The 23,449-nt window shown below is 71.6% G+C and carries 29 protein-coding genes; 16 read left to right on the plus strand and 13 right to left on the minus strand.

Translation table 11 applies throughout. The features are described 5' to 3' along the window. Positions 1–36: 36 nt before the first annotated feature. Positions 37–819 (minus strand): hypothetical protein, encoded by a 783-nt coding sequence (locus J3P44_RS11310; protein WP_255890449.1) that lies wholly within the window; start codon positions 817–819, stop codon positions 37–39. A 122-nt stretch (positions 820–941) separates the two neighbouring features. Between J3P44_RS11310 and J3P44_RS11315 the strand changes: the two genes are divergently transcribed. Beyond that, the gene (locus J3P44_RS11315; RefSeq protein ID WP_255890450.1) at positions 942–1,391 is read left to right on the plus strand and encodes an Lrp/AsnC family transcriptional regulator; all 450 of its coding nucleotides are present in this window, start codon (positions 942–944) and stop codon (positions 1,389–1,391) included. Between the two features lie 51 nt (positions 1,392–1,442). Here the strand turns inward: J3P44_RS11315 and J3P44_RS11320 are convergent, their stop codons facing one another. Then, positions 1,443–1,733 carry a DUF1540 domain-containing protein gene (locus J3P44_RS11320; protein WP_255890451.1) on the minus strand — a complete coding sequence of 97 codons (291 nt, stop codon included), beginning with the start codon at positions 1,731–1,733 and terminating at the stop codon, positions 1,443–1,445. Between the two features lie 61 nt (positions 1,734–1,794). After that, complete coding sequence (locus tag J3P44_RS11325; protein WP_255890452.1) at positions 1,795–2,163, minus strand: hypothetical protein; 369 nt, start codon at positions 2,161–2,163, stop codon at positions 1,795–1,797. Positions 2,164–2,269: 106 nt separating this feature from the next. Between J3P44_RS11325 and J3P44_RS11330 the strand changes: the two genes are divergently transcribed. From J3P44_RS11330 to J3P44_RS11355, 6 genes are all read left to right on the plus strand, one after another. Continuing rightward, positions 2,270–3,139: an aldo/keto reductase gene (locus J3P44_RS11330; RefSeq protein WP_255890453.1), complete on the plus strand. Its 870-nt coding sequence runs from the start codon at positions 2,270–2,272 to the stop codon at positions 3,137–3,139. A 5-nt stretch (positions 3,140–3,144) separates the two neighbouring features. Further along, entirely contained in the window at positions 3,145–4,107 is a 963-nt protein-coding gene (locus tag J3P44_RS11335; protein ID WP_255890454.1) for an SDR family NAD(P)-dependent oxidoreductase, read from the plus strand. Positions 4,108–4,234: 127 nt separating this feature from the next. Beyond that, complete coding sequence (locus J3P44_RS11340; RefSeq protein ID WP_255890455.1) at positions 4,235–4,660, plus strand: Fur family transcriptional regulator; 426 nt, start codon at positions 4,235–4,237, stop codon at positions 4,658–4,660. A gap of 59 nt (positions 4,661–4,719) precedes the next feature. Continuing rightward, positions 4,720–7,002 (plus strand): catalase/peroxidase HPI, encoded by a 2,283-nt coding sequence (gene katG, locus J3P44_RS11345; protein WP_255890456.1) that lies wholly within the window; start codon positions 4,720–4,722, stop codon positions 7,000–7,002. Between the two features lie 75 nt (positions 7,003–7,077). Beyond that, positions 7,078–7,695 (plus strand): DinB family protein, encoded by a 618-nt coding sequence (locus J3P44_RS11350; protein WP_255890457.1) that lies wholly within the window; start codon positions 7,078–7,080, stop codon positions 7,693–7,695. 43 nt (positions 7,696–7,738) lie between these two features. After that, a complete protein-coding gene (locus tag J3P44_RS11355; RefSeq protein WP_255890458.1) occupies positions 7,739–9,151 on the plus strand; it encodes an MFS transporter in 1,413 nt (470 codons plus the stop codon). 10 nt (positions 9,152–9,161) lie between these two features. Here the strand turns inward: J3P44_RS11355 and J3P44_RS11360 are convergent, their stop codons facing one another. Continuing rightward, positions 9,162–10,304: an alpha/beta hydrolase family protein gene (locus J3P44_RS11360; RefSeq protein WP_255890460.1), complete on the minus strand. Its 1,143-nt coding sequence runs from the start codon at positions 10,302–10,304 to the stop codon at positions 9,162–9,164. 113 nt (positions 10,305–10,417) lie between these two features. Here J3P44_RS11360 and J3P44_RS11365 point away from each other — a divergent pair, with 113 nt between their 5' ends. After that, a complete protein-coding gene (locus tag J3P44_RS11365) occupies positions 10,418–11,263 on the plus strand; it encodes a sigma-70 family RNA polymerase sigma factor (RefSeq protein WP_255890461.1) in 846 nt (281 codons plus the stop codon). Between the two features lie 77 nt (positions 11,264–11,340). After that, positions 11,341–11,577 (plus strand): hypothetical protein, encoded by a 237-nt coding sequence (locus J3P44_RS11370; RefSeq protein WP_255890462.1) that lies wholly within the window; start codon positions 11,341–11,343, stop codon positions 11,575–11,577. A gap of 3 nt (positions 11,578–11,580) precedes the next feature. Here the strand turns inward: J3P44_RS11370 and J3P44_RS11375 are convergent, their stop codons facing one another. Further along, positions 11,581–11,898: a hypothetical protein gene (locus J3P44_RS11375; RefSeq protein ID WP_255890463.1), complete on the minus strand. Its 318-nt coding sequence runs from the start codon at positions 11,896–11,898 to the stop codon at positions 11,581–11,583. A 73-nt stretch (positions 11,899–11,971) separates the two neighbouring features. On the opposite strand from J3P44_RS11375, the gene J3P44_RS11380 reads away from it, so the two are divergent. Both J3P44_RS11380 and J3P44_RS11385 read left to right on the plus strand, forming a co-directional pair. Continuing rightward, positions 11,972–12,562, plus strand: coding sequence for a mycothiol transferase (locus J3P44_RS11380; RefSeq protein ID WP_255890464.1), 591 nt, complete (start codon positions 11,972–11,974; stop codon positions 12,560–12,562). A 65-nt stretch (positions 12,563–12,627) separates the two neighbouring features. Then, entirely contained in the window at positions 12,628–12,849 is a 222-nt protein-coding gene (locus J3P44_RS11385; protein ID WP_255890465.1) for a hypothetical protein, read from the plus strand. Between the two features lie 16 nt (positions 12,850–12,865). Here the strand turns inward: J3P44_RS11385 and J3P44_RS11390 are convergent, their stop codons facing one another. After that, positions 12,866–13,075 carry a hypothetical protein gene (locus tag J3P44_RS11390; protein WP_255890466.1) on the minus strand — a complete coding sequence of 70 codons (210 nt, stop codon included), beginning with the start codon at positions 13,073–13,075 and terminating at the stop codon, positions 12,866–12,868. A gap of 107 nt (positions 13,076–13,182) precedes the next feature. Between J3P44_RS11390 and J3P44_RS11395 the strand changes: the two genes are divergently transcribed. Beyond that, on the plus strand, positions 13,183–13,560 hold the full coding sequence (locus tag J3P44_RS11395) for a DUF1304 domain-containing protein (RefSeq protein ID WP_255890467.1): 378 nt from the start codon (positions 13,183–13,185) through the stop codon (positions 13,558–13,560). Between the two features lie 17 nt (positions 13,561–13,577). Here the strand turns inward: J3P44_RS11395 and J3P44_RS11400 are convergent, their stop codons facing one another. From J3P44_RS11400 to J3P44_RS11420, 5 genes are all read right to left on the minus strand, one after another. Beyond that, entirely contained in the window at positions 13,578–15,257 is a 1,680-nt protein-coding gene (locus J3P44_RS11400) for an NAD(P)/FAD-dependent oxidoreductase (protein WP_255890468.1), read from the minus strand. Positions 15,258–15,402: 145 nt separating this feature from the next. After that, the gene (locus J3P44_RS11405; RefSeq protein WP_255890469.1) at positions 15,403–17,247 is read right to left on the minus strand and encodes a Na+/H+ antiporter; all 1,845 of its coding nucleotides are present in this window, start codon (positions 17,245–17,247) and stop codon (positions 15,403–15,405) included. Positions 17,248–17,268: 21 nt separating this feature from the next. Continuing rightward, complete coding sequence (locus tag J3P44_RS11410; protein ID WP_255890470.1) at positions 17,269–17,820, minus strand: dihydrofolate reductase family protein; 552 nt, start codon at positions 17,818–17,820, stop codon at positions 17,269–17,271. 52 nt (positions 17,821–17,872) lie between these two features. Beyond that, positions 17,873–18,361, minus strand: a complete 489-nt coding sequence (locus J3P44_RS11415) for an SRPBCC family protein (protein WP_255890471.1) — start codon at positions 18,359–18,361, stop codon at positions 17,873–17,875. A gap of 3 nt (positions 18,362–18,364) precedes the next feature. Then, on the minus strand, positions 18,365–18,727 hold the full coding sequence (locus J3P44_RS11420) for an ArsR/SmtB family transcription factor (RefSeq protein ID WP_255890472.1): 363 nt from the start codon (positions 18,725–18,727) through the stop codon (positions 18,365–18,367). Positions 18,728–18,937: 210 nt separating this feature from the next. Between J3P44_RS11420 and J3P44_RS11425 the strand changes: the two genes are divergently transcribed. Further along, entirely contained in the window at positions 18,938–19,876 is a 939-nt protein-coding gene (locus J3P44_RS11425) for a serine/threonine-protein kinase (RefSeq protein WP_255890473.1), read from the plus strand. Here J3P44_RS11425 and J3P44_RS11430 read toward each other — a convergent pair. After that, on the minus strand, positions 19,873–20,568 hold the full coding sequence (locus J3P44_RS11430; protein ID WP_255890474.1) for an alpha/beta fold hydrolase: 696 nt from the start codon (positions 20,566–20,568) through the stop codon (positions 19,873–19,875). The two genes, J3P44_RS11425 and J3P44_RS11430, sit on opposite strands and share 4 nt — an antisense overlap. 106 nt (positions 20,569–20,674) lie before the next feature. Here J3P44_RS11430 and J3P44_RS11435 point away from each other — a divergent pair, with 106 nt between their 5' ends. Then, positions 20,675–21,649, plus strand: a complete 975-nt coding sequence (locus J3P44_RS11435) for a helix-turn-helix transcriptional regulator (protein ID WP_255890475.1) — start codon at positions 20,675–20,677, stop codon at positions 21,647–21,649. Here the strand turns inward: J3P44_RS11435 and J3P44_RS11440 are convergent. Beyond that, positions 21,621–22,271, minus strand: coding sequence for a hypothetical protein (locus J3P44_RS11440; RefSeq protein ID WP_255890476.1), 651 nt, complete (start codon positions 22,269–22,271; stop codon positions 21,621–21,623). The genes J3P44_RS11435 and J3P44_RS11440 overlap by 29 nt on opposite strands. 49 nt (positions 22,272–22,320) lie before the next feature. Between J3P44_RS11440 and J3P44_RS11445 the strand changes: the two genes are divergently transcribed. Next, positions 22,321–22,503, plus strand: a complete 183-nt coding sequence (locus J3P44_RS11445) for a hypothetical protein (protein ID WP_255890477.1) — start codon at positions 22,321–22,323, stop codon at positions 22,501–22,503. A 2-nt stretch (positions 22,504–22,505) separates the two neighbouring features. Continuing rightward, positions 22,506–23,372, plus strand: coding sequence for a phosphotransferase enzyme family protein (locus J3P44_RS11450; protein ID WP_255890478.1), 867 nt, complete (start codon positions 22,506–22,508; stop codon positions 23,370–23,372). Positions 23,373–23,449: the final 77 nt, after the last annotated feature.

Consider the following 23,449-nt stretch of genomic DNA (forward strand, 5'->3'; position numbering starts at 1 on the left):
ACTCAGTTATGATGTCAAGTGCGCGGTCCCGATGGCCTACGGCCGTCGGCACCGCGCGTCCCACGCGCCGACCACCCGGTTGACCAGGAGCATCGCCGCGCCGGCGCCCGCGAACGCCGCAAGCGAACCCAGGGGTGTCAGTGCCACCGCCAGCACGGCGGCGAACGTGGCGGTGCCCGGCACGACGGTCAGGGTCCCGCGCAGCATCGCCCGGGCGACATCGGCGCCGGCGTCGCGGTGGGTGGCGGGCGAGACCACGGCGATCACCAGCGGCACGCTGGCCAGGACTCCTGAGAGTCCGGCGCCGATGAGGCGGGACGAGGTGGACAGCGTCGCGACCAGGACGCCGGTGACACCGGCACGGGTGAGGAGCTGCGGGACGGACGGCCCGCCGGGGGAGATCTCACTCTGCACGCGGGCCGGGGACCAGAGCCGCAGCGCCATCAGCGCGAGGGGGACGACGAGCAGGCCGCACGCCCACGGCATCCGTCCGATGACGAGGTGGGCGACCGCGCCGAGCAGCACCACGATCACCAGGGCGGCGACCAGCACGCTCCGAGCGCGCGATGCGGTGCGGGAGCCCAGCGCGTACGCCGTCGTGAAGCCCACCACCATGAGCTGGCCGGCCAGCACGCCCTGCGCCGCGGTGACCGCGGTGGGCGCTCCCTCGGCGAGGAGGAGGACCAGCACCAGGGGGCCCGAGGTGAGCGGCAGCCCGACGAGTCGGCCGGACAGGCGCGGGCCGACGCGGCGCTGCAGCCAGCCGGCGACGAGGACAGTGAGGGGAGGAAGGACGAGACGGAGGACGATGCTTTCCACGCCGCTGACGCTTCCACGGAAGCGTCCTCATGTGGCTCGGACTTCGAGCGGTCAATGCCCGCATCGCCGAGGATTCGGAGGTGACATGCCCGTTGGTCCGAGGATCATGCGACAGTGGTCGTGTGGACGCCATCGACCGAGCCCTGCTCCGCCTCCTGATCGCCGACGCTCGGACGACCTACCACGACCTGGGCGCGTCGGTGCGTCTCAGTGCCAACACCGTCTCCGACCGGGTGCGGCGGTTGCGCGCCAGTGGCGTGCTCCGCGGCTACCGCGCCGAGCTCGACCCGGCGGCTCTCGGCCGGACGCTCATGATGGTCAGCGACATCCGCCTGCGCGACGGCTGGGACCGCTCCGAGTTCGAGCGCGGCCTGGCGCGGGTGCCGCAGGTCGTCTCGGGCAGCCGGCTCACCGGCGAGTACGACTTCCTGCTGCGGATCGCCTGCGTCGACGCGAGCGAGTTCGAGATGGTCGTCGACACCCTCAAGCGCGACCACGGCGTGCGCGAGCTGCGCAGCCGGCTGGTGCTGCACGAGCTCGACCTCGGCCCGGACCGGCTGCTGGACCTGTGAGCGCTTCCGGAGCCGCCCCGCGGTCCTCGCGGGGGTGACCCACGCCGCGGGTCAGGCCGGAGCGAAGGTGAGGCAGTCGGCCGGGTCTGCCCCCGCCCCGACCTCGACTCCGGGCGCCGTGCACTCGAGGTGGTCGTTGTGGCGGCAGTCCGCGCGGTGGCAGGCACCCACGTGACCGTTCTCGTCCACGCCCCCCTTCTCGTCGCCGTGGAGGAAGGTGCCGCAGGTCGCGTCACCGACGCCCGTCACGGTGATGGCCCCGGCGTGGCAGTCGTGGTCGTGGTTGTAGGAGCAGCCGTCGACGCTGCACGAGCTGACGACGGGGAGGTTCATCGTTGTCATCAACCGACCATGCTCCTGATGCTCGCCCGAGTCCAGAGGTGACCTCGTCCGGTCTCCGAGGTCAGGCGTGCCGTGGTCCGGGGCCGTGGGGGTGGACCAGGTCGTAGGCCCGGGACACCCTCTGCGGGACGACCATCCGCCACGCCTCGACGACCAGCTCCCTGGCCTCGTCCGCGTCGAGCTCCGCCATGGTCGCGTGCACCCAGTTGAAGCGCATGTCCGACTCCGCCGGCAGGTGGAACCTCGCGTCGTTCGCGACCAGGTCGGCCCGCTCCACCTTGGGGAACGCGAAGCCCATCACGCTCTCGTCCTGGGAGAAGGCGACGTAGACGATGGAGCCCACCCGGAACTTCAGCCGGCCCCTCACGGTCACGACGTAGGACCTCTCGAGGGACTCCCCGAGCGGTAGCACGTCGTCCACGACTGCCACCTCGCGCCTCCTTCCACCGTGTCCTCGAGTATCCGCCGATGAGGCGGAGAACGCGAGCAGGGGCGATCGGCGTCCACCCCTTTCGCCGACCCGTAGGGTCGACGCCATGCAGACTCGTAGCCTCGGAAACCAGAAGGTCGGCGCGATCGGCCTTGGCCTGATGACCTTCGACCAGACGGGCACCCAGCCCCGCCAGCAGCTCCTCGACACGGTCTCCGCCGCGCTCGACGCGGGCGTCACCCTCTTCGACACCGCCGACGCCTACGGGCCCGGGGACGAGAAGGGGGCCGGAGCGCAGGGCGAGAACGAGCGCCTGATCGCCTCGATCCTCGACGAGCTCGGCGTCCGCGACCAGGTCGTCCTGGCCACGAAGGGCGGACATGTCCGCACCGAGGGCGGTGGCTGGGGCACCGACAGCTCGGCCGACCACCTGCGCCGGGCCGTCGACGAGAGCCTGGCGCGCCTCGGTGTCGACCAGCTCTCGCTCTGGCAGCACCACCGACCGGACCCGAAGGTCTCCTACGACGACGTCATCGGCACGCTGAAGGAGATCGCCGACAGCGGCAAGGTCGCCCGTGTGGGCCTCTCCAACGCCGACCCCGACCAGATCCGTGCCGCCCACGCCGTGCTCGGCGACGCGCTGGTCAGCGTGCAGAACCAGTTCAGCCCCAAGTTCCGCAGCAGCCGGCCCGAGATCGACGTCTGCGACGAGCTCGGCCTGGCCTTCCTGCCCTGGAGCCCGCTCGGCGGCCTGTCCGACGCCAAGGAGCTCGCCGACAAGCACCCCGCGTTCGCCGAGGTCGCCGCCGAGCGCGGCGTGAGCGCGCAGCAGGTCGCCCTCGCGTGGGAGCTCGCCCAGTCGCCGTGCGTCATCCCGATCCCCGGCGCGAAGCGACCGTCCTCGATCACCGACTCGGCCGCCGCGGCCGAGATCGAGCTGACCGCCGACGAGCTGGCCCGGCTCGACGCCAGCTGACGCAGGTGACCCGCCCGCTGCTGACGCGCGCGGTCGATGCGGCCCTGGACCGCTCACTGGTCCTCGGCTACACGACCATCGGACTCGCGGTCCGGCGCGCGCTGCCCGGCTGGCCGGCGGACCCCCCGGCCGGTGCCCTGGCCGGGCGGCACGTGCTGGTCACCGGGGCCAGCTCCGGCCTGGGCATCGCGACCGTCGAGGGGCTTGCCGACCTGGGCGCGACCGTCCACATGCTCGTGCGCGACGAGGCCAAGGGCACCCTGGTCGCCGAGCGGATCAGGGCGACGCGGCCCCGGGCCGGGCTGAGGCTGTGGCGAAGCGATGTGGCGGACCTCGACGACGTACGCCGTTTCGCAGCGAGCCTCGCCGCCGAGGTGCCCGACCTCCACGCCGTCGTGCACAACGCCGGTGCGATGCCGCCCGAGCGCACCGAGTCGCCGCAGGGCTTCGAGCTCAGCATGGCGGTCCACCTGCTCGGTCCCGTGGTGATGACCGAGGCCTTGCGTGGTCCACTGGCCGGTGGCCGGGTGGTGCTCGTCAGCAGCGGCGGGATGTACGCCCAGCCGCTGCGCGCGGACGACCCGGCCTACCGCACGGGCGACTACTCGCCCACCACGTCCTACGCCCGCTCGAAGCGCTGGCAGGTGGAGATGGCCCCGCTCCTCGCCGAGCGCTGGTCGGTCGACGCGATCACGGTGGCGACGATGCACCCGGGCTGGGCGGACACGCCGGGCGTACAGGACTCCCTGCCACGCTTCCGCGCCCTCACGCGACCCGTGCTGCGCGACGACGCGCAGGGAGCCGACACCAGCATCTGGCTCGCCGCGGTGGAGCCCGCTCCCGCCACCGGCCGGTTCTGGCACGACCGGGTCGAGCGCCCCACCCACCTGCGGCGACGAACCCGGCCGAGCGACGAGACCCGTGCGGCCGCTTGGGCATGGCTGCGCGAGGCGGCAGGACTCGTCTGACGTACCCAGCCCCGGTATCTAGGGACGTTCTGGTAGGTCGACGGGGCCTCTGGACGACCATTTCGTCCCTAGATACCGTTCGCGAAAGACTTGACTGATTCAAGAAAGCCCGGCAGGGTTGCGACCGATGGACGACAGCGAGTTCGAGCCCCTGCTCCGCAGCGTGGACCTGAGGGTCACCCGCCCGCGACTCGCCGTCCTGCGCGCCGTACGCCGCCACCCGCACGCCGACACCGGCAGCGTCCTGGCGGCGGTCCGAGCCGAGGAGCCGAGCGTGTCCCACCAGGCCGTCTACGACGTGCTGGGTGCGCTGACCGAGTCTGGCCTGGTCCGGCGGATCCAGCCCGCCGGCTCGGTGGCCCGCTACGAGCTCCGCGTCGGCGACAACCACCACCACGTCGTCTGCCGCAGCTGCGGCACGGTCGCCGACGTCGACTGCGCCGTCGGCCACCGCCCCTGTCTCGACGCCTCCGACTCCCAAGGCTTCGTCATCGACGAGGCCGAGGTGACCTATTGGGGCACCTGCCCCGCCTGCTCCACCGCCCGTACGTGACACCCCAGACGCACCACTCCAGACGCACCACCCCCCCGCACCTTGGAAGGAACGCACCGATGACCGACAGCCAGGACAGCACCGCCCCCGAGAGCCCCCAGGGGGTGGACCGGAAGGCCGAGGCCGGCTGCCCGGTCATGCACGACTCCGCCACCGCTCAGGGCAGCGAGAGCGAGAACCCCGCCATCGACTCGCCCGAGCCGAAGGTCGGCCGCCCGCACACCAACCAGGACTGGTGGCCCCACCAGGTCGACCTGTCCGTGCTGCACGCCCACTCCGAGAAGGGCAACCCGCTTGGTGCGGACTTCAGCTACCCGCAGGAGTTCGCCCAGCTCGACGTCGAGGCCCTCAAGCGCGACATCGCCGCGGTGCTCACGACCTCCCAGGACTGGTGGCCGGCCGACTTCGGTCACTACGGCGGCCTGATGATCCGGATGAGCTGGCACGCGGCCGGCACCTACCGCGTCTACGACGGTCGCGGCGGCGCGGGCGACGGCGGCCAGCGCTTCGCCCCCCTCAACAGCTGGCCCGACAACGCCAACCTCGACAAGGCCCGTCGCCTGCTGTGGCCGGTGAAGCAGAAGTACGGCCAGAAGATCTCGTGGGCCGACCTGCTGGTTCTCGCGGGCAACGTGGCGCTGGAGGACATGGGCTTCGAGACCTTCGGCTTCGCCTTCGGCCGCGAGGACGTCTGGGAGCCCGAGGAGATCTTCTGGGGTCCGGAGGACGCCTGGCTGGGTGACGAGCGGTACGCCGACGAGCGTGCGCTGGCCGAGCCTCTCGGCGCCGTCCAGATGGGACTGATCTACGTCAACCCGGAGGGGCCCAACGGCAACCCGGACCCGCTCGCCTCGGCGCGCGACATCCGCGACACGTTCGGCCGGATGGCGATGAACGACGAGGAGACGGTGGCGCTGATCGCCGGCGGCCACACGTTCGGCAAGACCCACGGCGCCGGTGACCCCGACCTCGTCGGCCCGGAGCCCGAGGGCGCGGAGCTGGAGAACCAGGGCCTCGGGTGGATCAGCTCGTACGGCTCCGGCAAGGGCGGCGACACCATCACCTCCGGTCTCGAGGTGACGTGGACCGACAAGCCGACCCAGTGGAGCAACCGGTTCTTCGAGATCCTCTTCGGCTACGAGTGGGAGCTCAGCGAGAGCCCGGCCGGTGCGAAGCAGTGGGTCGCGAAGACCGACGACGCGATCATCCCGGACGCGCACGACCCGTCGAAGAAGCACCGCCCGACGATGCTGACCTCCGACCTCGCCCTGCGCTTCGACCCGGAGTACGAGAAGATCTCGCGTCGCTTCCTCGAGAACCCCGGCGAGTTCCGCCTCGCCTTCGCGAAGGCCTGGTACAAGCTGCTCCACCGCGACATGGGCCCGGTCGGCAAGCACATGCTCGGCCCGTGGGTGCCTGAGCCCCAGCTGTGGCAGGACCCGGTCCCCGCGGTCGACCACGAGCTGGTCGACGACGCCGATGTCGCCGCGCTCAAGGAGAAGCTCCTGGGCTCGGGCCTCACCGTCCAGCAGCTGGTCAGCCTGGCGTGGGCCTCGGCCTCGACCTTCCGGCGTACGGACCGGCGCGGTGGTGCCAACGGTGCCCGCATCCGCCTCGAGCCCCAGCGCGGCTGGGCGGTCAACGCCGACCTCGACCTCGACACCACCATCGCCTCCCTCGAGCGGGTCCAGCAGGACTTCAACGAGGCCCAGTCCGGTGGAAAGCGCGTGTCGCTGGCCGACCTGATCGTCCTCGGCGGTGCCGCGGCGATCGAGAAGGCGGCCAAGGACGCCGGCCACGAGGTGACCGTTCCGTTCACGCCCGGCCGCACGGATGCCTCGCAGGACGAGACCGACGTCGAGTCCTTCGGCTACCTCGAGCCGCGTGCCGACGGCTTCCGCAACTGGATCCGCCCCGGCGAGAAGCTCCAGCCGGAGAAGCTGCTGGTCGACAAGGCCTACATGCTGGGCCTCTCCGCTCCGCAGATGACCGCCCTCCTGGGTGGGCTGCGGGCGCTGGGCGCCACCGCGGGCGGCGCGCCGCACGGCGTGCTCACCGACCGCCCGGGCGTCCTCACCAACGACTTCTTCGCCAACCTGCTGTCCCCGGGCACGCAGTGGAAGGCGTCGCAGTCCGACGAGGGCGTCTACGAGATCCGCGACGTGGCGACCGGCGACGTGAAGTGGACGGCCACCGCGGTCGACCTGGTGCTGGGCTCCCACTCCCAGCTGAGGGCGCTGGCCGAGGTCTACGCCAGCGACGACGCCGCGGACAGGTTCGTCCGTGAGTTCGTCGCCGCGTGGGCGCAGGTGATGGACAACGACCGGTACGACGTGGCCTGAGCGCCGCTCGCACCCCGGCAGCCTGGACCCCGCCTCGGGGTCCGGGCTGCTGCGTTCTCGCACTAGCGTGGATGCATGACGGACCTCCTGGACCCCAAGACAGCGCTCCGGCACTACCTGCAGGACGCCCGCGAGGCACTGCTGTGGAAGCTGGAAGGCCTCGGCGAGCGCGACCTCCGGCTGCCGCGTACGCCGACCGGCACCAACCTGCTCGGCATCGTCCGCCACGTCGCCAACGTCGAGATCGGCTACTTCGGGTCCACCTTCGGGCGGGAGTGGCCCGACCCGGGGGCGGCCGTGCTCGTCGACGACGACGACTACGACACCGACCCGCAGGCCGACTGGTGGGTCCCGGCCGAGGTCTCGGCGGCCGAGGTCGTGAAGTTCTACCGGGACGTGTGGGCCTTCAGCGATGCCACGATCGCCGACCTGCCGCTCGACGCTCGCGGTGCGGTGCCGTGGTGGTCGGAGGAGCGACGTGAGGTGTCCCTGCAGCGGATCATCGTGCACGTCATCTCCGACACGACGCGGCACGCCGGCCACGCCGACATCCTGCGCGAGGAGATCGACGGAGCCGCGGGCATGAAGGTCGCGGCCACCAACCTGCCCGAGGTGGACTGGCCGGCGTACGTCATCCGGCTGACCCGCGTGGCAGAGGAGTTCCCGGCGGACGGGCCAGCGCTCCGAAAGTAGGAAGCGCGCTGTCGGTCGCCCCGCCTAGGGTTTCGGTGTGCCCATGGACGAGCTGGACCCGATCCCGGCGGACCCCGCAGCCCCGCAGGTCGAGGCGCACCTCCCACCCGGGGTGAGCCGCGGCCTCGAGACGCTCCGGGCCTTCCGTGCGGTCCTCGGCAACACCCTCGTCGCCAACGTCACCTCGAGCTACCTCTGGTTCGCGCTGACCTTCTGGGCCTACCTCGAGACCCGCTCGGTGATGGCCACGGCGATCATCGGCGGGGGCTACATGCTCTTCACCGCGGTGTGCGGCACGTTCTTCGGCACGCTGGTCGACCACCACCGCAAGAAGCACGTGATGGTCACGTCCTCGACCATCACCCTCCTCACCTACGCGACGGCCGGGGGACTCTGGCTGCTGCTCGGCGAGGAACGGCTGGCGCAGTGGGAGAGTGCCTGGTTCTGGCTGTTCGCCGCCGTGATCCTCGCCGGCGGAGTGGTCGAGAGCCTGCGCAACATCGCGCTCTCCACGACCGTCACCCTGCTCGTCCCGGAGGACGGCCGCGACAAGGCCAACGGCCTGGTCGGCACGGTGCAGGGCATCGCGTTCATGATCACCAGCGTCTTCAGCGGCCTCAGCATCGGACTGATCGGCATGGGCTGGACCCTCGCCGTCGCGATCGCGCTCACCGGTGTGTCCCTGCTCCACCTCATGCCGATCACGATCCCCGAGCTCGACCCCGAGCCGGAGGAAGGCGTCTCCCGCTACGACGTCCGCGGCGCCATCACCGCGATCCGTGCGGTGCCGGGGCTGGTCGCGCTGATCCTGTTCTCGACCTTCAACAACCTCGTGAGCGGCGTCTACATCGCCCTGATGGACCCCTACGGCCTGACCCTGTTCAGCGTGGAGGCGTGGGGCATCGTCCTGGGCGTCACCGGGCTCGGCTTCGTCGTCGGCGGGGGGCTCGTGGCCAAGTTCGGCCTCGGTGCCAACCCGGTCCGCACCCTGCTGATGGTCAACCTCGGCATCGCGCTGCTGGGAATGACGTTCACCCTGCGCGAGTGGGCCTGGCTCTACGTCGTCGGCATCTTCGTCTTCATGTGCATCATCCCCGCCGCCGAGGCGGCGGAGCAGACGATCCTGCAGAGGGTCGTCCCGTTCCGCACCCAGGGCCGGGTGTTCGGGTTCGCGCAGAGCGTCGAGCTCGCCGCGAGCCCGATCTCCGCCTTCCTCATCGGCCCGATCGCGGAGTTCTGGCTGATCCCCTACATGGAGTCGGAGGAGGGTCGATCCACCTGGGGCTGGCTGGTGGGCAGCGGGGAGGCGCGCGGCATCGCGCTGGTGTTCCTCGGCGCCGGCGCGATCATGCTCGTGACCGTCCTGATCGCGCTTGCCTCGGCTCCCTACCGCCGGCTCTCGCAGGCCTACGCCGACGCCCCGCCGCAGCAGCTCGAAGCCACGCCGGCCGAGTGATCCCGCGGCGTCAGGCGGGCATCTCGGCGCGGAGGAACTGCACCGTGCGGTTCATCGCCGCGACGAAGGCGGGCCCGAACGCGTGCCCGTCGTCGTACCACTCCAGCGTGGAGTCGACGCCCGCCCTCGTCAGCGCGCGCTGGGTCTCGCGGGCCCACCGGGGCGGGCAGGTGTCGTCGAACCGGCCGTGCACCATCAGCACCGGATCGGTCACCTGGTCGAAGCTCGGGCGCGGGGAGACTCCGCGCCAGAACCTGGGGTCCTCGTCGGGCAGGCCGTGCCGACCGCGGAACCCCGCGCGCAGCTGGGCCGTCGGCGCGTCCGGCCGTTGGAAGTGGTCGAAGTTCTCGCCCTCGAGGCTCGACACCGACGCCCAGGCCACCCCCGCCGCGACCAGCCCGGGCTCGGCGGCGAGGGCCTTGAGCACGACGCCGCCACCCATCGACCGGCCGAAGATCGCGATCCGCTCGGGGTCGACCCGCACGTCGCGCGAGCGGCGCAACGCATGGACCGCGGCGACCACGTCGGCGGCGTACCCGAGCCGCACCGCCGTCTCGATCCGCGGGTCGTCGGTGGACTCGGCGTGGTTGCGGTAGTCGACGTGCAGCGCGACGTAGCCGCGCTGGGCGAGGAACCCGCGCTCACGGGTCATGCCCTGGCCGCGGACGTAGACGGCAGGGTCGATGTAGCCGTGGGCGAGCACCACGGCCGGGGAGGGCCCGCGCCCGGTCGGCACGTTGAGGACCCCGCTGATCCGCAGCGGCGCCGTCCCCTTGCCCGCGGTCGTGGAGGCGAAGGTGACGTCGTACGACGTGTAGGCAGCGGTGCGCTCGCGGACCGCGCCGAGCCGCAGGTCGCCGCCGGTGAGGTCGGCCTCGGCCAGGGCGGCCATCGAGATCGGGTCGGGCGGATCCTCGGCCGGCTGCTCGGCGGGCTCCTCGCTGGAGTCCTCAGCTGGTTCGTCGGAAGGTTCCTCGGCAGGCTCCTCGACGCCGTCGTCGCTCGGCGTCTCCGACGCGGCGGGCGAGTCCGGCGAGCTGGGGGAGTCCGCGGACCCGGGTGAGGTCGGTGCCGCGTCCGGGCCCGGTGAGCACCCGGCGAGCAGGGTCGCGACGGCGAGGGCGACGGCGGCTCGGCGCCAGGGGGCGTCCATGCCGTCCAGTGTGCGGCACCGGCCCAACGGGGATCCGGGCCCGGCTCGCGGTCACATCCGGGCCCGCCCGTACGTCGGAAGGTTGGAACATTGGAGCAGGAGAGGGTGGACCCATGGAGCAGACGGAGATCTTCGAGGCCGAGCGGCCGCGGTTGGTCGGCATCGCGACCCGCGTGCTGGCCGACCACGCCGAGGCCGAGGACGTCGTCCAGCAGGCGTGGTTGCGGCTCGACCGCGCGGTGACGCGGGACGAGACCGAGATCGAGAACCTGCCGGCCTGGCTCACCACGGTGACGACACGGCTGTGCCTGGACCGCCTGCGGGCGCGTACGCCGGTGCCGGTCGATGAGGTCGACGTCGCCGAGACCTCGCCCGACCCCGCCGACGACGTCGCGCTCGCGGACACGGTCGGCATCGCCCTGCAGGCGGTCATCGACCGGTTGTCGCCGCGCGAGCGCGTGGCGTTCGTGCTGCACGACAGCTTCGGTTTCGAGTTCGGCACGATCGCGGCCGTCCTGGAGACCACGCCCACTGCGGCCCGCAAGCTCGCCTCGCGCGCCCGGTCCAAGGTCGCTCAGCCGGCACCGGAGGACGCCCTCGCGGACTGGGAGGTGGTGGACGCGTTCATGGCGGCCGCCCGCGGCGGTGACTTCGAGCGACTGCTCCAGCTGCTCGCACCCGACGCGGTCGTCGGCGCCGACGAGGCCGCGATCCTCGCCGGCACGCCGGCCTCGATCGAGGGCCGCGACGAGGTAGCCGCCTTCTTCAACGGCAGCGCCCAGTCCGCACTCGCCGTCTTCGTCGGCGACCGGCCGGCCTCTGCCTGGTTCCTGCGCGGCGAGGCGAAGGTCGTCTTCGACTTCGAGGTCGACCACGGGCAGGTGCGGGGCATCACGTTCCGCGCCGAGCCCGACGTCCTCGCCCAGGTCGTACGCCGATCCGGCCCGACACAGAAGTGACGCACCGCGGTCACACCTGCGGCATCCCGATCGTCGAACCAGTGAAGACCACAACAGCCCACAGAAGGAGCCACACCATGAAGACCATGACCTGCCGCCAGCTCGGCGGCCCCTGCGAGCTCGAGCACTGCGGCGAGAGCGCCGACGACGTCATCAACGCGCAGGACAAGCACCTGAAGGCCGCCGAGAAGGCAGGCGACTCGACGCACCAGGAGGCGCGCAACGAGATGAAGAGCCGGTGGCGCCACCCCAAGAAGTCGCTCGGGTGGTATCGCGACATGAAGCAGGCCTTCGCCGACCTGCCGGAGAGCTGAGGGTCAGCGAGCGGCACGCCGGTCGGCCAGCAGCCAGGCGGCCCCCGCTGATGCGGCGGTGACCCCGAGCACCGATGGCCAGGTGCCGACCCGCTTGGCGAGCGGGTGCGACAGGCCCATGGCGGCCCAGTAGCCCGCGCTCAGCCCCGCGACCAGCGGCGCGCCGCCCACGGCGTACCACTGACGTGCGGCCACCACGTTGGCGCCGAGCATCGCGGCGCCGCCCAGGGGACGTACGCCGGTCCGCTGGGCGAGGGCGAAGCCGCCGACGAGGCCGCCGGCGAGCAGGGGAGCGGTGGGGACGCGGGTGAGGTCGGGCACGGCTCGAGCCTAGCCAGCGAGGCCGAGGACAAGCGGCAGCGGATCGTCCGCAAGCGGGTCTAGCGTCCCTCGTATGAGCACGGACGAGAGCACCGACACGAGCACCGACGACATCTGGGTCCCGCCGCCGTGGGAGCCGCCACTGGCGGGGACCGAGGTCGAGCACCTGCTCGGTGCGCTCGGCCGGCTGCGCGCAACCTTCCGGTGGAAGGCCGATGGGCTCGACGAGGCCGGCCTGTCCCAGCGGCTGGGTCCTTCGGCGCTGACCCTCGGCGGCCTCCTGCTGCACCTGGCGATCTGCGAGGACTTCATCTTCACCACCAAGCTGCGTGGCGAGGGGTTCGGCGAGCCGTGGCGCTCGATGGGCTGGGACGGCGACGACGAGTGGGAGTTCACCGTCGGCGGCCTGAGCCCGGCGGAGCGGTACGCCGCCTATGACGCCGCCGTCGCGCGTGCCGACGTACGGATCGCCGCGGCCCTCGCCGAGGGCGGGCTGGACCTGGTCGCGCACGTCGACGACGGCAACGGCAACCACGCCACCCTGCGGCGACTGATCTTCGACCTCGTCGAGGAGTACGGGCGGCACACCGGCCACGCCGATCTCCTCCGGGAGGCGGTCGACGGTCGCGTCGGCGAGGATCCGCCGGCGGACTGGCCCGCCTGACCGCGAGTGCGCCACCCTGCCAGCGACAGCCCGGTCACGTTCGACAAGCCGAGGGAGAGGTGAGGATGCCCGCACCCGAGGGTTTCGACTACGACGTCCGTGGCGCCGAGGTCGTGATCACCCACCACGGGCGCCGAGCCACCGTGCTGCGCGGGGCAGCGGCCGCCCGCTTCCTCGACGACGTGGAGCAGGGCGACGCGCAGGAGCTGATGGCACGGGTCACCGGCAACTACCGCCGCGGCAACGAACGGACCGCGAAGAACCACCCGCGCAACACGGGTCGCTGACACGTGGGGGCAGCCGCTACTTCGACGGCTCCGGGGCGTCGACGTCGGCGCACTTCACCTTGGGGTTGACGCCGGTGTAGTTGAGGGGGCCGGCGACGATGTTGAGCGCGATGTCGCTGACCTCGGAGCAGTTGGTCCTCGTGTCGTCGAAATAGCCGCGCTGGAAGGCGGCGAACGCACCGATCACCAGCCAGATCACCAGCAGGATGCCGATCAGTCGTCCCATGGGGAGCTCCTCGTGTCGTCGGCCGGGTGGCCGGGTTTCGATCATGCTCCGGACGCGCCCGCGCCTACCACCTACGGAGGGGTACCCACCCCTTAGGGTGATCAGCCATGACCGCCTTCACGGTGGGGTTCACGGTGCTGGCCGCCCTGCTCCACGTCTACATCTGGGTCCTCGAGTCCTTCCGGTGGAACGAGCCGGCGACGCGCCGGACGTTCGGGGTCTCGGAGGAGGACGCCCGGGTGCTCGCCCCGATGGCCTACAACCAGGGCTTCTACAACCTCTTCCTCGCGGTCATCACCTTCGTCGGGCTCGCCCTGCTCAAGAGTGAGCACGGGGTCGGGTCGGCGCTCGCGCTGGCCGGCACCGGGTCGATGCTCGCGGCGGCGCTCGTCCTCGTCGCCCACGACCGCTCGATGGTGCGGGCTGCCCTCATCCAGGGCACGCTCCCGGCGCTCGCGGTGCTGTTCCTGCTGCTCGAGCTCTGAGGCTGCCGCGCGGGCGGTCAGGCCGGTTGGCCCTCGAGCCACGTGTGCACGAGCGAGACCACTGACGCGCCCTCGCCGGTCGCGGAGGCGACCCGTTTCATCGACCCCGAGCGGATGTCACCGGTGGCGAAGATGCCCGGGAGCGTCGTGGCGAGGTCGGTGGGGGGGAGGTCGTCGATCCACCGTTCGCGGGGGATGTCACGACCGGTGAGGACGAACCCGTTGTCGTCCAGCAGCACCGACTCGGGCAGCCAGCCACACTCGGGCGCGGCACCGAGGAGGAGGAACAGGCCGCGCGCCTCGACCCGCTCGTGGGCTCCGCTGACCACGTCCTCCATGTCCAGCCACGCCAGGTGGCCGACGTCGTCCGGGCCGCCGTCGACGACCCTCGTGGACCCGCGCACCGTGATCCGTGGGTTCCACTCGATCTCGTTGATGAGGTACGACGACATGGTGGCGGTCAGGTCCGGGCGGCGGACGACGATGGTGACGTGGCTGGCGAAGCGGGCGGCGTGGACGGCGGCCTGCCCGGCGGAGTTGCCGCCGCCGACGATGACGACGTGGTCGCCTGCAAGCTCACGCGCGGCCGCCATCGCGGCGCCGTAGTAGACACCGCGGCCGACCAGCTCCTCCAGCGACTCGACGCCGAGACGGCGGTAGACGACGCCGGTGGCGATGAGCACCGAGCGCGCGTGGACGTCGCCACCGTCGGTGTGCACCACGTGGTGTCCGGGCTGTCCGTCACCGCCCGCCGGGGTCAGGCCGGTGGCCGGCCACCCGGTGAAGAACCGGGTCCCGAAGCGCAGGGCCTGTCCGCGCGCCCGCTGCGCCAGGCGCATGCCGGAGATGCCGCGGGGGAAGCCGAGGTAGTTGCGGATCATCGAGCTGGTGCCGGCCTGACCGCCGATCGCCTCGGCCTCGAGGCAGACGGTCGAGAGCCCCTCGCTGGAGGCGTACACGCTCGCCGCCAGCCCGGCGGGGCCGGCGCCGACGACGACGAGGTCCACCACACCGTCGACCTCGATGTCGTCGGGTCGCCCGTAGAGCTGGTTGGCGAGCGCCCGCACGCTGGGGCAGTGCCCGCACCAGCCGACCAGCGAGGACACGACCGGCCAGCGGCCCTCGTCCTCGGGGCAGGCCGCCATCACCTCGCGACCGACCTCGCTCTCGGGGTGGTGCACGCCGGCGGGCATGCCGATGCGGCCGAGGTAGTCGAGCAGCTCGCGGGTCAGCGCGTCCTTCTCGGGCGTGATGATGCGGACGTTCTCGACCACGGGTGCCGCGACGGTGGCGTTCCACTCGTTGAGCAGCTCGCCGACGGCGCCGTGGAACTCCTCGTCGCGCGGGCCCTGCGGCATCAGCAGCAGCGCGTCGACCTTGCCGGCCGCGACCGCGTGGCGGAAGGTCTGGTTGTCCTCACGGAAGCGACTGATGTGGGACACGACGAGCCGCCGCGCGGTGGGCACCGCCTTCCGGGTGCCGCCGATCAGGGCGTACAGCTTGTCCTGGTCGTGGTCGGTGTCGATCACGAAGAGCGCGACCTGGTGGCCCGACCCGAGCCGCTCCTTGGCCCTGGCCTTCGCGGTGACCTCGTCGCTGACGACGCAGACGTCGTACTCGCGCTCGTAGCGAGCGAAGGCCTCGGCCAGCACGTCGGCGTGGTGGGCGGAGGCGATGACGATCGCGGGCGCTCCCATAGCGACGGATCGTAGCCGTCGATGTCTGAGGACGTGGTGAACGGAAAACGGGCGCTCCGGCGAGGGGTATCTAGGGACGTTCTGGTGGGTCAAACGCGTCCCGGACCTACCAGAACGTCCCTAGATACCGGGGCTCGGCTCGACATCAGCCGGTGAGGTTGTGCACGAAGCACCAGCGCCACGACTCGTCAGGCTGGGCGGACTCCATGACCGGGTGGAGGGTCTCGTGGAAGTGCGCGCTCGCGTGCTTGCCGATGGAGGAGTCGCAGCACCCGACGTGGCCGCACTCCAGGCACTGGCGCAGCGACACCCAGCGCGTGCCGTCGGCCAGGCACGTCGCGCACGCGGGGTCGGCCACCGTCTCGACGGCGGGGAACGCCTCGAGGTCGTCGCACTGGCGTCCGCCCGTGAGGGCCAGGGAGCCGATGCGGATGCGCTCGGGAGCCTCGGAGCCGGCGTCGAGCATCGACTCCTCGATGTCGAGCATCCCGAGCACCTGGCTGACGACCTCGGAGGGGATCTTGCCCTTGCTGCGGACCAGGAGCACCTTGGCGCGCTCGGCGTCGATCATCTCCTGCCGGATCCGTGCGTAGAGCTGCGACGGCGTCTCCTCGTCCTCAGCCGTGGCGAGCTGCTCCCAGGCCGCGAACGAGCGCTGGTCGAGGCGTGACCGGATCTGGTCGGAGACCCCGTGGTGGTCGTCGTACTCCAGCTCGTCGAGGCGGGCAAGGCCCGCGTCGGCGGCCTGCTGGAGGAGGGCTGCCCGGGCCAGTGCGTCCTCGGCCGGGTCGGGAGCGGGTACGCCGAGGAGGCGGGTCAGCAGCGGCAGGCTCAGGCCTTGGAGCAGGAGTGTCCCGGCCACCACGGTGAAGGCGGCGAGCAGGAGGACCTCACGGTGCGGGGCGTCCTCGGGGATGACGAACGCGGCGGCCAGGGTGACGACGCCCCGCATGCCGGCCCAGCCGATGAGGAAGGTCCAGGAGGCCGGCAACGGGTCCTCGCCGAGGCGGCGGAAGAGCCAGGTGGCGTAGACCCAGGCCAGGCGCACCGCGATGACGGTGGCGAGAGTCGCTCCGCAGACGAGCGCGATGCGAGCGGTGGAGAGCGTCGAGTCGGCGACGCCGGCCAGGATCCAGTCGAGCTGGAGGCCGATGAGCAGGAAGACGGTGTTCTCCAGGACGAACGCCACGGTGCGCCACGTGATGCGCTCGGTGATCCGCGACTGCGCGGTCTGGATGATCGGCGCCTTGTGGCCCAGCAGCAGGCCGGCGACCACGACCGAGATCACCCCCGAGGCGTGCACCTCCTCGGCGGCCACGAACGCCGCGAACGGGGTGAGGAAGGAGATCGCGGTGTCCATCAGCGGGTCGGTGACCTGCTTGCGGAGCCAGGCCACCAGCAGGAAGACCCCGATGCCGATGAGCAGGCCACCGCCCGCGGCACGGATGAAGTCGACGCCGATCTCGGTCACGGCCACGCCGGCGGACAGGGCGGCGATCGCGGTGCGAAGCGCGACGAGCGCGGTGGCGTCATTGAGCAGCGACTCGCCCTCGAGGATCGTCACCACCCGGCGCGGCAGCCCGATCCTGCGGGCCACCGCGGTGGCGGCGACCGCGTCGGGCGGGGCGACCACCGCGCCGATGGCGATGGCGGCCGCCCAGCCGATCCCGGGCACCAGCCACTGCACCACCGCGCCGACCGTCAGCGAGGTGATCACCACCAGCACGACCGACAGCCGCAGGATCGAGCCGCGGTTGGCGTTGAAGTCGACCAGTGAGGTCTGGATCGCGGCGGCGTAGAGCAGCGGCGGCAGCAACCCCAGCAGGACCACCTCCGACTCGAGGTGGATGGTCGGCACGGCCGGGACGTACGACGCCGCGGCGCCGACGACGATGAGCAGGAGCGGCGCCGGGACGTGCAGGCGGTCGCTGACGGCGGTCGCGGCCAGCACCACGGCGGCCATCGACACGAGCAGCAGGGCGAGTTCCACGCAGGGAGTCTCCCAGAAGCCTCAGCGCACGACGTCGTAGCGCTGCAGCGTGATCCCGTTGGAGTAGGCCGCGTGCTCGACCAGCCTCAGCCGGGTCTTCTCGCCCTCGCCGAACAGGCGCTTGCCGCTGCCGAGCATGACCGGGAAGACCAGCAGGTGGTAGCGGTCGACCAGGCCCGCGGCGGCCAGGCCCTGCGCCAGGGTGGCGCTGCCGTGGACGTGGATCTCGCCGCCCTCGGTCTGCTTGAGCTCGGCCACCTCGTCGAGGGAGCGCAGCACGGAGGTGTTGTTCCACTCAGGGTCCTGCAGGGTCGAGGAGACGACGTACTTCGGCATCGCGTTGTAGGTGGCGAACTCCTCCATCGAGGGCCACACCGGCGCGAACTCGTCGTAGGACTGACGGCCGAACAGGAGCGCGGTGGCGTCCTCGGTCTCACGGCCCTTGATCTCATAGGCCGCCTCGTCGAACTCGACGTCCTTGAAGGTCCAGCCGGCGTGCGGGTGGTCCCCGCCGCCAGGGGAGTCGACGATGCCGTCGAGGGTGATGAACTCGGTGACGATGATGGGTCGCATGGTCAGGCCTCTCTGCCGGGTGGGGTGGGTCGGGGTCGGGTGGGGGGTCGCGTCAGGACGCGAGCAGGTCGTCGATCTGGTTGATGGCGGCCGAGGCGCCCTCGACGACGCCCATCGCGAGCACCTGCTGCAGGGCCTCGGCGGAGGCGTACGTCGCGACGAAGGTCGCGTGGGTGGCGCCGCCGGCGTCGGCGAAGGAGTAGACCTGCGCGGACTCGGGCATCTCGGGGTTGGGGGTGAAGGACTCGTCGAGGGCGAAGCCGTCGTTGAACGTGAAGCGCTGCGGGGCCTGGACGTCGGTGACGTCCCAGTAGGCGTAGTACTTCTCGTCGTCCGGGCTGGTCAGGTAGTAGTTCATCCGGCCGCCGGGGGCCAGCTCGTGGTCGACGAAGGTGGCGGGGAAGCCGGGGGGACCCCACACGCGCTCGAGCTGGCGTGGGTCGGCGTACACCTCCCACACGCGCTCGACCGGCGCGGCGAAGTCGGCGGTGATGGTCAGGGTGAGGGAGTCGAGGTCGTGCTGGACGTCGGTGACAGGCATGGCTCAATCCGTTTCGTGGGTGGGGTCGGTGTGTCGGGTGGGTTCGGTGGCGAAGAGCTCGTCCATGCGGGAGATCCGGCCGCGCCACAGGGCCTCGAGCTCGGTGAGCATCGCGCCCACCGAACGCACGGCCTCCACGTCTCCGCTGGCCAGGGCCTCACGTCCCTGCCGACGCTTGGTCAGCAGGCCCGCTCGCTCCAGCACGGCGACGTGCTTCTGGACGGCGGCGAAGCTCATGTCGTAGCTCTGCGCCAGGGACGAGACCGAGTGCTCTCCGGCCAGCACGCGCCGCAGGATGTCGCGACGGGTGCGGTCGGCGAGCGCGTGGAACCAGGCATCGGCCCGGTCCTCGTCGATCTCGCTCATGGGCATAACGTACAACCAAATGGTTGTACGTTGTCAAGTGCCTGAGCGAGATCGCAGGGACTGACCCCAACAGGTGCCCCGGGCGCATGAGATCGACGCCGTGGGGGAACAGTGCATCGATCAGGGTGCGAGGTCCGTGGCCCGGAGTAGCATCGCCGGGCGCGGTGCGGAGCTCGTGCCGGCCAACTTGAGAGAAGTGGGGCACCACCCGTGCACAGACTCGTGGAAGGCCTCCGCCTCGGGGACCGCTACGTGTTGCAGCAGCGCATCGCCTCCGGTGGCATGTCCGACGTCTGGCGCGGTCTCGACGACGTCCTCCAGCGCGAGGTCGCGGTCAAGGTGATGCGAGCCGATCCGGACAACGAGGAGATCTTCGCCCAGCGCTTCCGCGACGAGGCACTGCACTCCGCGGCGCTGATGCACTCCAACATCACCACGGTCTTCGACTACGGCGAGGACGACCACCTCAGCTTCCTGATCATGGAGCTGGTCCCCGGGCTCCCCCTCTCGGCGATCATCCGCGAGCAGGGTGCGATGGAGCCGGAGTCGGTGCGCTCGATCATCGGCCAGTCCGCGCTCGCCCTCGGTGTCGCGCACGAGGCGCGCGTCGTGCACCGTGACGTCAAGCCCGCCAACATCCTGCTGCGGCCCGACGGAGTGGTGAAGCTGACCGACTTCGGCATCGCCCGTGCACTCGACGCGATCGGCCACACCCGCACGGGAGAGATGCTCGGCACCCCCAACTACATCAGTCCCGAGCAGGCCCTGGGCGAGCAGGCCACCGGCGCCAGCGACCTCTACTCCCTCGGCGTCGTGGCCCTCGAGATGCTCAACGGTGAACGCCCCTTCGACCGCGGCACCCCCATCGCGACCGCGATGTCCCACGTCAACGAGGCGCCACCGCCCCTGAAGGGCGACGTGCCCACCGAGCTCCGGGTCGTGGTCGAGGCGCTGCTGGAGAAGCAGCCCGGCGATCGTCCCGCCAACGCCCGCACCGTCGCGAAGATGCTCGGCATCGCCGAGAACGAGCTCTCCGGTCTGGCCGAGGGGCTGGCCACCGCGGTCAACGGCGAGTACGTCGAGGACACCCGCACGCCTGTGACGGAGCTCCCGACGATGGCCAGCAGCGCCGACGAGCTCCTCGACTAGCTCGAGGCCGGACGCCTGGTCGCCTCGTCCAGCAGGGCCGCCAGCGCGGCCGGCTGGGTGAACATCGGCCAGTGGCCGGAGTCGAGGTCGACCAGCTCGAGCGCAGTGGCGGCGGACAGCTCGGGGACATCACCGGACTCGATCCACTCCTGCGCCTGGGCCGGGCTGAACTCCGGGCAGATCAGCGTCAACGGCACCCCGTGGCGGCGCTCGTCGGTCCAGCGCACGATGCCCTTGGTGACGCCGACCGGGACCGGATGCGTCCCGGCCGCCACCTCGGCCTTGAGCTCGGGTGACATGTCGTCTGAGTCCGGGCCGGCGAAGGGCTCCCAGCCCGGGAACGGGACGCTGTCGCCGTCGGGCTCGAAGAAGTCGGCGTAGGCACTCTCGCCCGTGGCCGGGAAGCCGCCGATCAGTGCGACTCCCGTGACGGCGTCGGGTCGGCGGTCCGCGGCCACCCACGCGAGCGTGGACGCGGCGGAGTGACCGACGACGAGCGGGGCGCCCTCGGCGGCGTCGACCGCGGCCAGCACCGCCGCCGCCTGGTCGTCGTACGTCGCCGACGTGGCGCCGTCGCCCTGGCCGGGCAGCGTGACCGGGATGCCGCGGTGGCCGAGCTTCTCCAGCTCGGGCAGCACGTCGTCCCAGGCCGATCCGTCGAGCCAGAGTCCGGCGATCAGCACGATGTCCATGAGTTCTCCTTGGTGATCCGCGTGGGTGGCGAGGCGTCGGCCTCGAAACCGAGACTATGGGCCATTCCGGACGCTCTACGTCCGGTAGGAGTGGCAGCATCGCTCCATGAGCGAGATCAGCCCGACCGCGCGGGCGCTGCGGGCGCTGGACATCCTCCAGGGCCGCCCGGGCATCACGGCCGCCGAGCTGGCGCAGCGCCTCGGCGTCACCGAGCGGGCCGCGCGGCGCTACGTCGCGATCCTGCGTGAGGCCGACATCCCGGTGGAGTCGACCCGCGGTCCCTACGGCGGCTACCGGCTCGGCCGGGGGCTGCGGCTCCCGCCCTTGGTGTTCTCCGCGACCGAGGCCCTCGGTCTGGTGATGGCCGCGCTCGACTCCCAGCACGCGGTCGCCGATCCCGACGACCCAGTCGGCTCCGCACTCGGCAAGATCCTGCGCGTGCTGCCGACCAACGTGGCGCGGCAGGCGGTGATGCTGCGCGAGACCGCGCGCAAGGTGCCCGAGCGCACGCCGTCGAAGCCCGATCCGACGGTGACCAGCGACCTCGTCGCGGCGGTGGCTGCGCAGCGCCAGGTGCGGCTCGGCTACCGCACCGCGGCCGGCAACGCCCGGACGTTCGAGGTCGACCCGTGGTCGGTCGTGGTGCGCTACGGGCGGTGGTACCTGCTGTGCCTGTCCCACCACGCCGAGGCGCTGCGCACCTTCCGTGTCGACCGGATCAGCGAGGTCACCGTTCTCGAGGGCACCTTCGACGTGCCTGCCGACCTCGACCCGGCCGCGGCCCTGGAGGTCAACCTCGGCAAGGGGTGGGAGTACGACACGCACGTGGTGTTCGACGCGCCCTTGGGCGAGGTGGGGCCGTGGATCCGTCCGGTGCTGGGTGAGCTCCGCGAGCGTCCCGACGGCCGCTGCGAGCTGGTCGGCAGCACCAGCAACGCGCAGGCGTACGCCGGTGAGTGGCTGGCCGGGATCCCGTTCCCCTTCACCGTCGTCGGCGGCGACGAGCTGAGGGCCGCGGTGGCCGAGGTGGGCGAGCGGTTGAGCCGTGCCGTCACGCAGGACGCGCGTCCGGGCGGCTGACCGCGACCTCCGTGCCGAGGGTCCACCCGTCGGAGATGGGGAGGTAGTCGCCGCTCCAGAACTTGCCCGGGTCGTACCAGGTGGCGCGGCGGTCGTCACGCAGGATGCCCATCTCGATGTAGCACGTCGCCACGATCTCGGCGCAGAAGGCGGCCTCGGGGGTGACGCGCTGGCCGCGCTTGCGACGCGGGACGTAGGCGTCCCTGCCGCGCAGCCACCGGGCGCCGAGCTTGGTGAGGCTGGGGAACGAGACCCCGTCGAGGCGCGCGACCGTGCGCAGCATGCCGTCCTCCTCGTCGCGACCGATGACGGGGTGCAGCTGGCGCACCCAGGCGTCCTGCTCGTACTCGGTCTGCCACCGCGACACGGCCCCGCGCAGGTCATGGAGCTGGACGCCGCGGTGGTGGCCGCCGGTCCACATGTCGACCTGCTTCTTGCCGAGCTCGGCATGGAAGATCAGCGGCGGGAGGTCGTCGACCACGACCGCCATCCCGACATGGTTGACCGGCGAGTTGGTGACCGCGCGGATCGCCCGGTCGGGTGCGCGCCGCCCGCGGAACAGCCAGATGTCGCCGCTGCGGGTCAGGTCGACCGCCTGGTCGAGGGTCAGGGCCGATGCCATGCGCGGCAGTCTGCACCACCCTCGTCGGATCGAGGGCTACGCTCCCCGCATGCGCGTGTGGAAGCTCCTCGGCCTGGCCGGGATCCTGGCCGGCGTGGCCACCGGTGCGGCCGTCGCGAGGGACGAGCGCGTACGCCGTCACTACGACGCCGGCGAGATCCGCGAGCGCCTCCACGCCCGGCACGACGAGGCCGTGGCGCGGGAGGCCCTGGCGCGGGACGAGAAGCGTTGAGGGTGAGCACGAGCGAGGCGCTGGCGACGTTCTGGGGGATGGAGTCCGCGTGCGTGACGCCGCTCGGCGGTGGCATGAACTCCGAGACCTGGCTGGTGGAGCACGAAGGCTCGACCTACGTCGCCAAGGCGGTCTCCTCTGATGCGGTTGCCGACCTGGTGGCCGGCGCCGAGGTCGCGACGGCCCTGGCCGAGGCAGGCTTCGTCACCGGGCGTCCCGTCCCCACACGCGCAGGAAGCGTCGTGGAGCGGGAGGCCGGTCTGGCACTGCTGGAGCACGTGCCGGGCCGCGAGCTGGACGGTGAGTCCGACGAGGAGCAGCGATGGATCGCTGACACGTTGGCGCGGGTGCACGCGTCGAGCGACCCGGCGCGTGGCCCGAGTGCCGCCACCTTCGCGAGGGACTGGCTGTCACCCGAGATGCCCGGTGTGGCTGAGCACGCCTGGCTCGTCGACGCGATCCGGGCCGTTCGTGAGGAGACCGACGCACTCACACTCACCTGGTCGGTGCTTCACACCGATCCGGTCCCGGATGCGTTCATCCACGATGACCTGACGGGCGTGACCGGGCTGATCGACTGGGCGGGTGCCCGGCGTGGTCCGGTGCTCTACGACGTGGCGTCCGCGGTGATGTACCTCGGCGGGCGCGAGCACGCGACGACGTTCCTGGAGACGTACCTGTCACGGGGTTCGCTCGGTGAGGACGAGAGGCAGCATCTCGACGCGTTCGGCCGGTTCCGCGAGGCGGTCCAGGGGGTCTACTTCGCCGGGCGGCTGGCCATCGGCGACCTCACCGGCGGCGTCGACCACGCCGAGAACGTCAAGGGTCTGAGTGACGCGAGGCGGCGGCTGAGCGCGCTCGGACCCTGACGTTTCCCTGACAGATGTCAGGGTGCTCTGCGGGAGGTATCCCATGGCTCCGCCCTTCCGAGCCCTGCCACACTGCA

Source organism: Nocardioides astragali (assembly GCF_024436375.1).
Lineage (GTDB): Bacteria > Actinomycetota > Actinomycetes > Propionibacteriales > Nocardioidaceae > Nocardioides > Nocardioides astragali.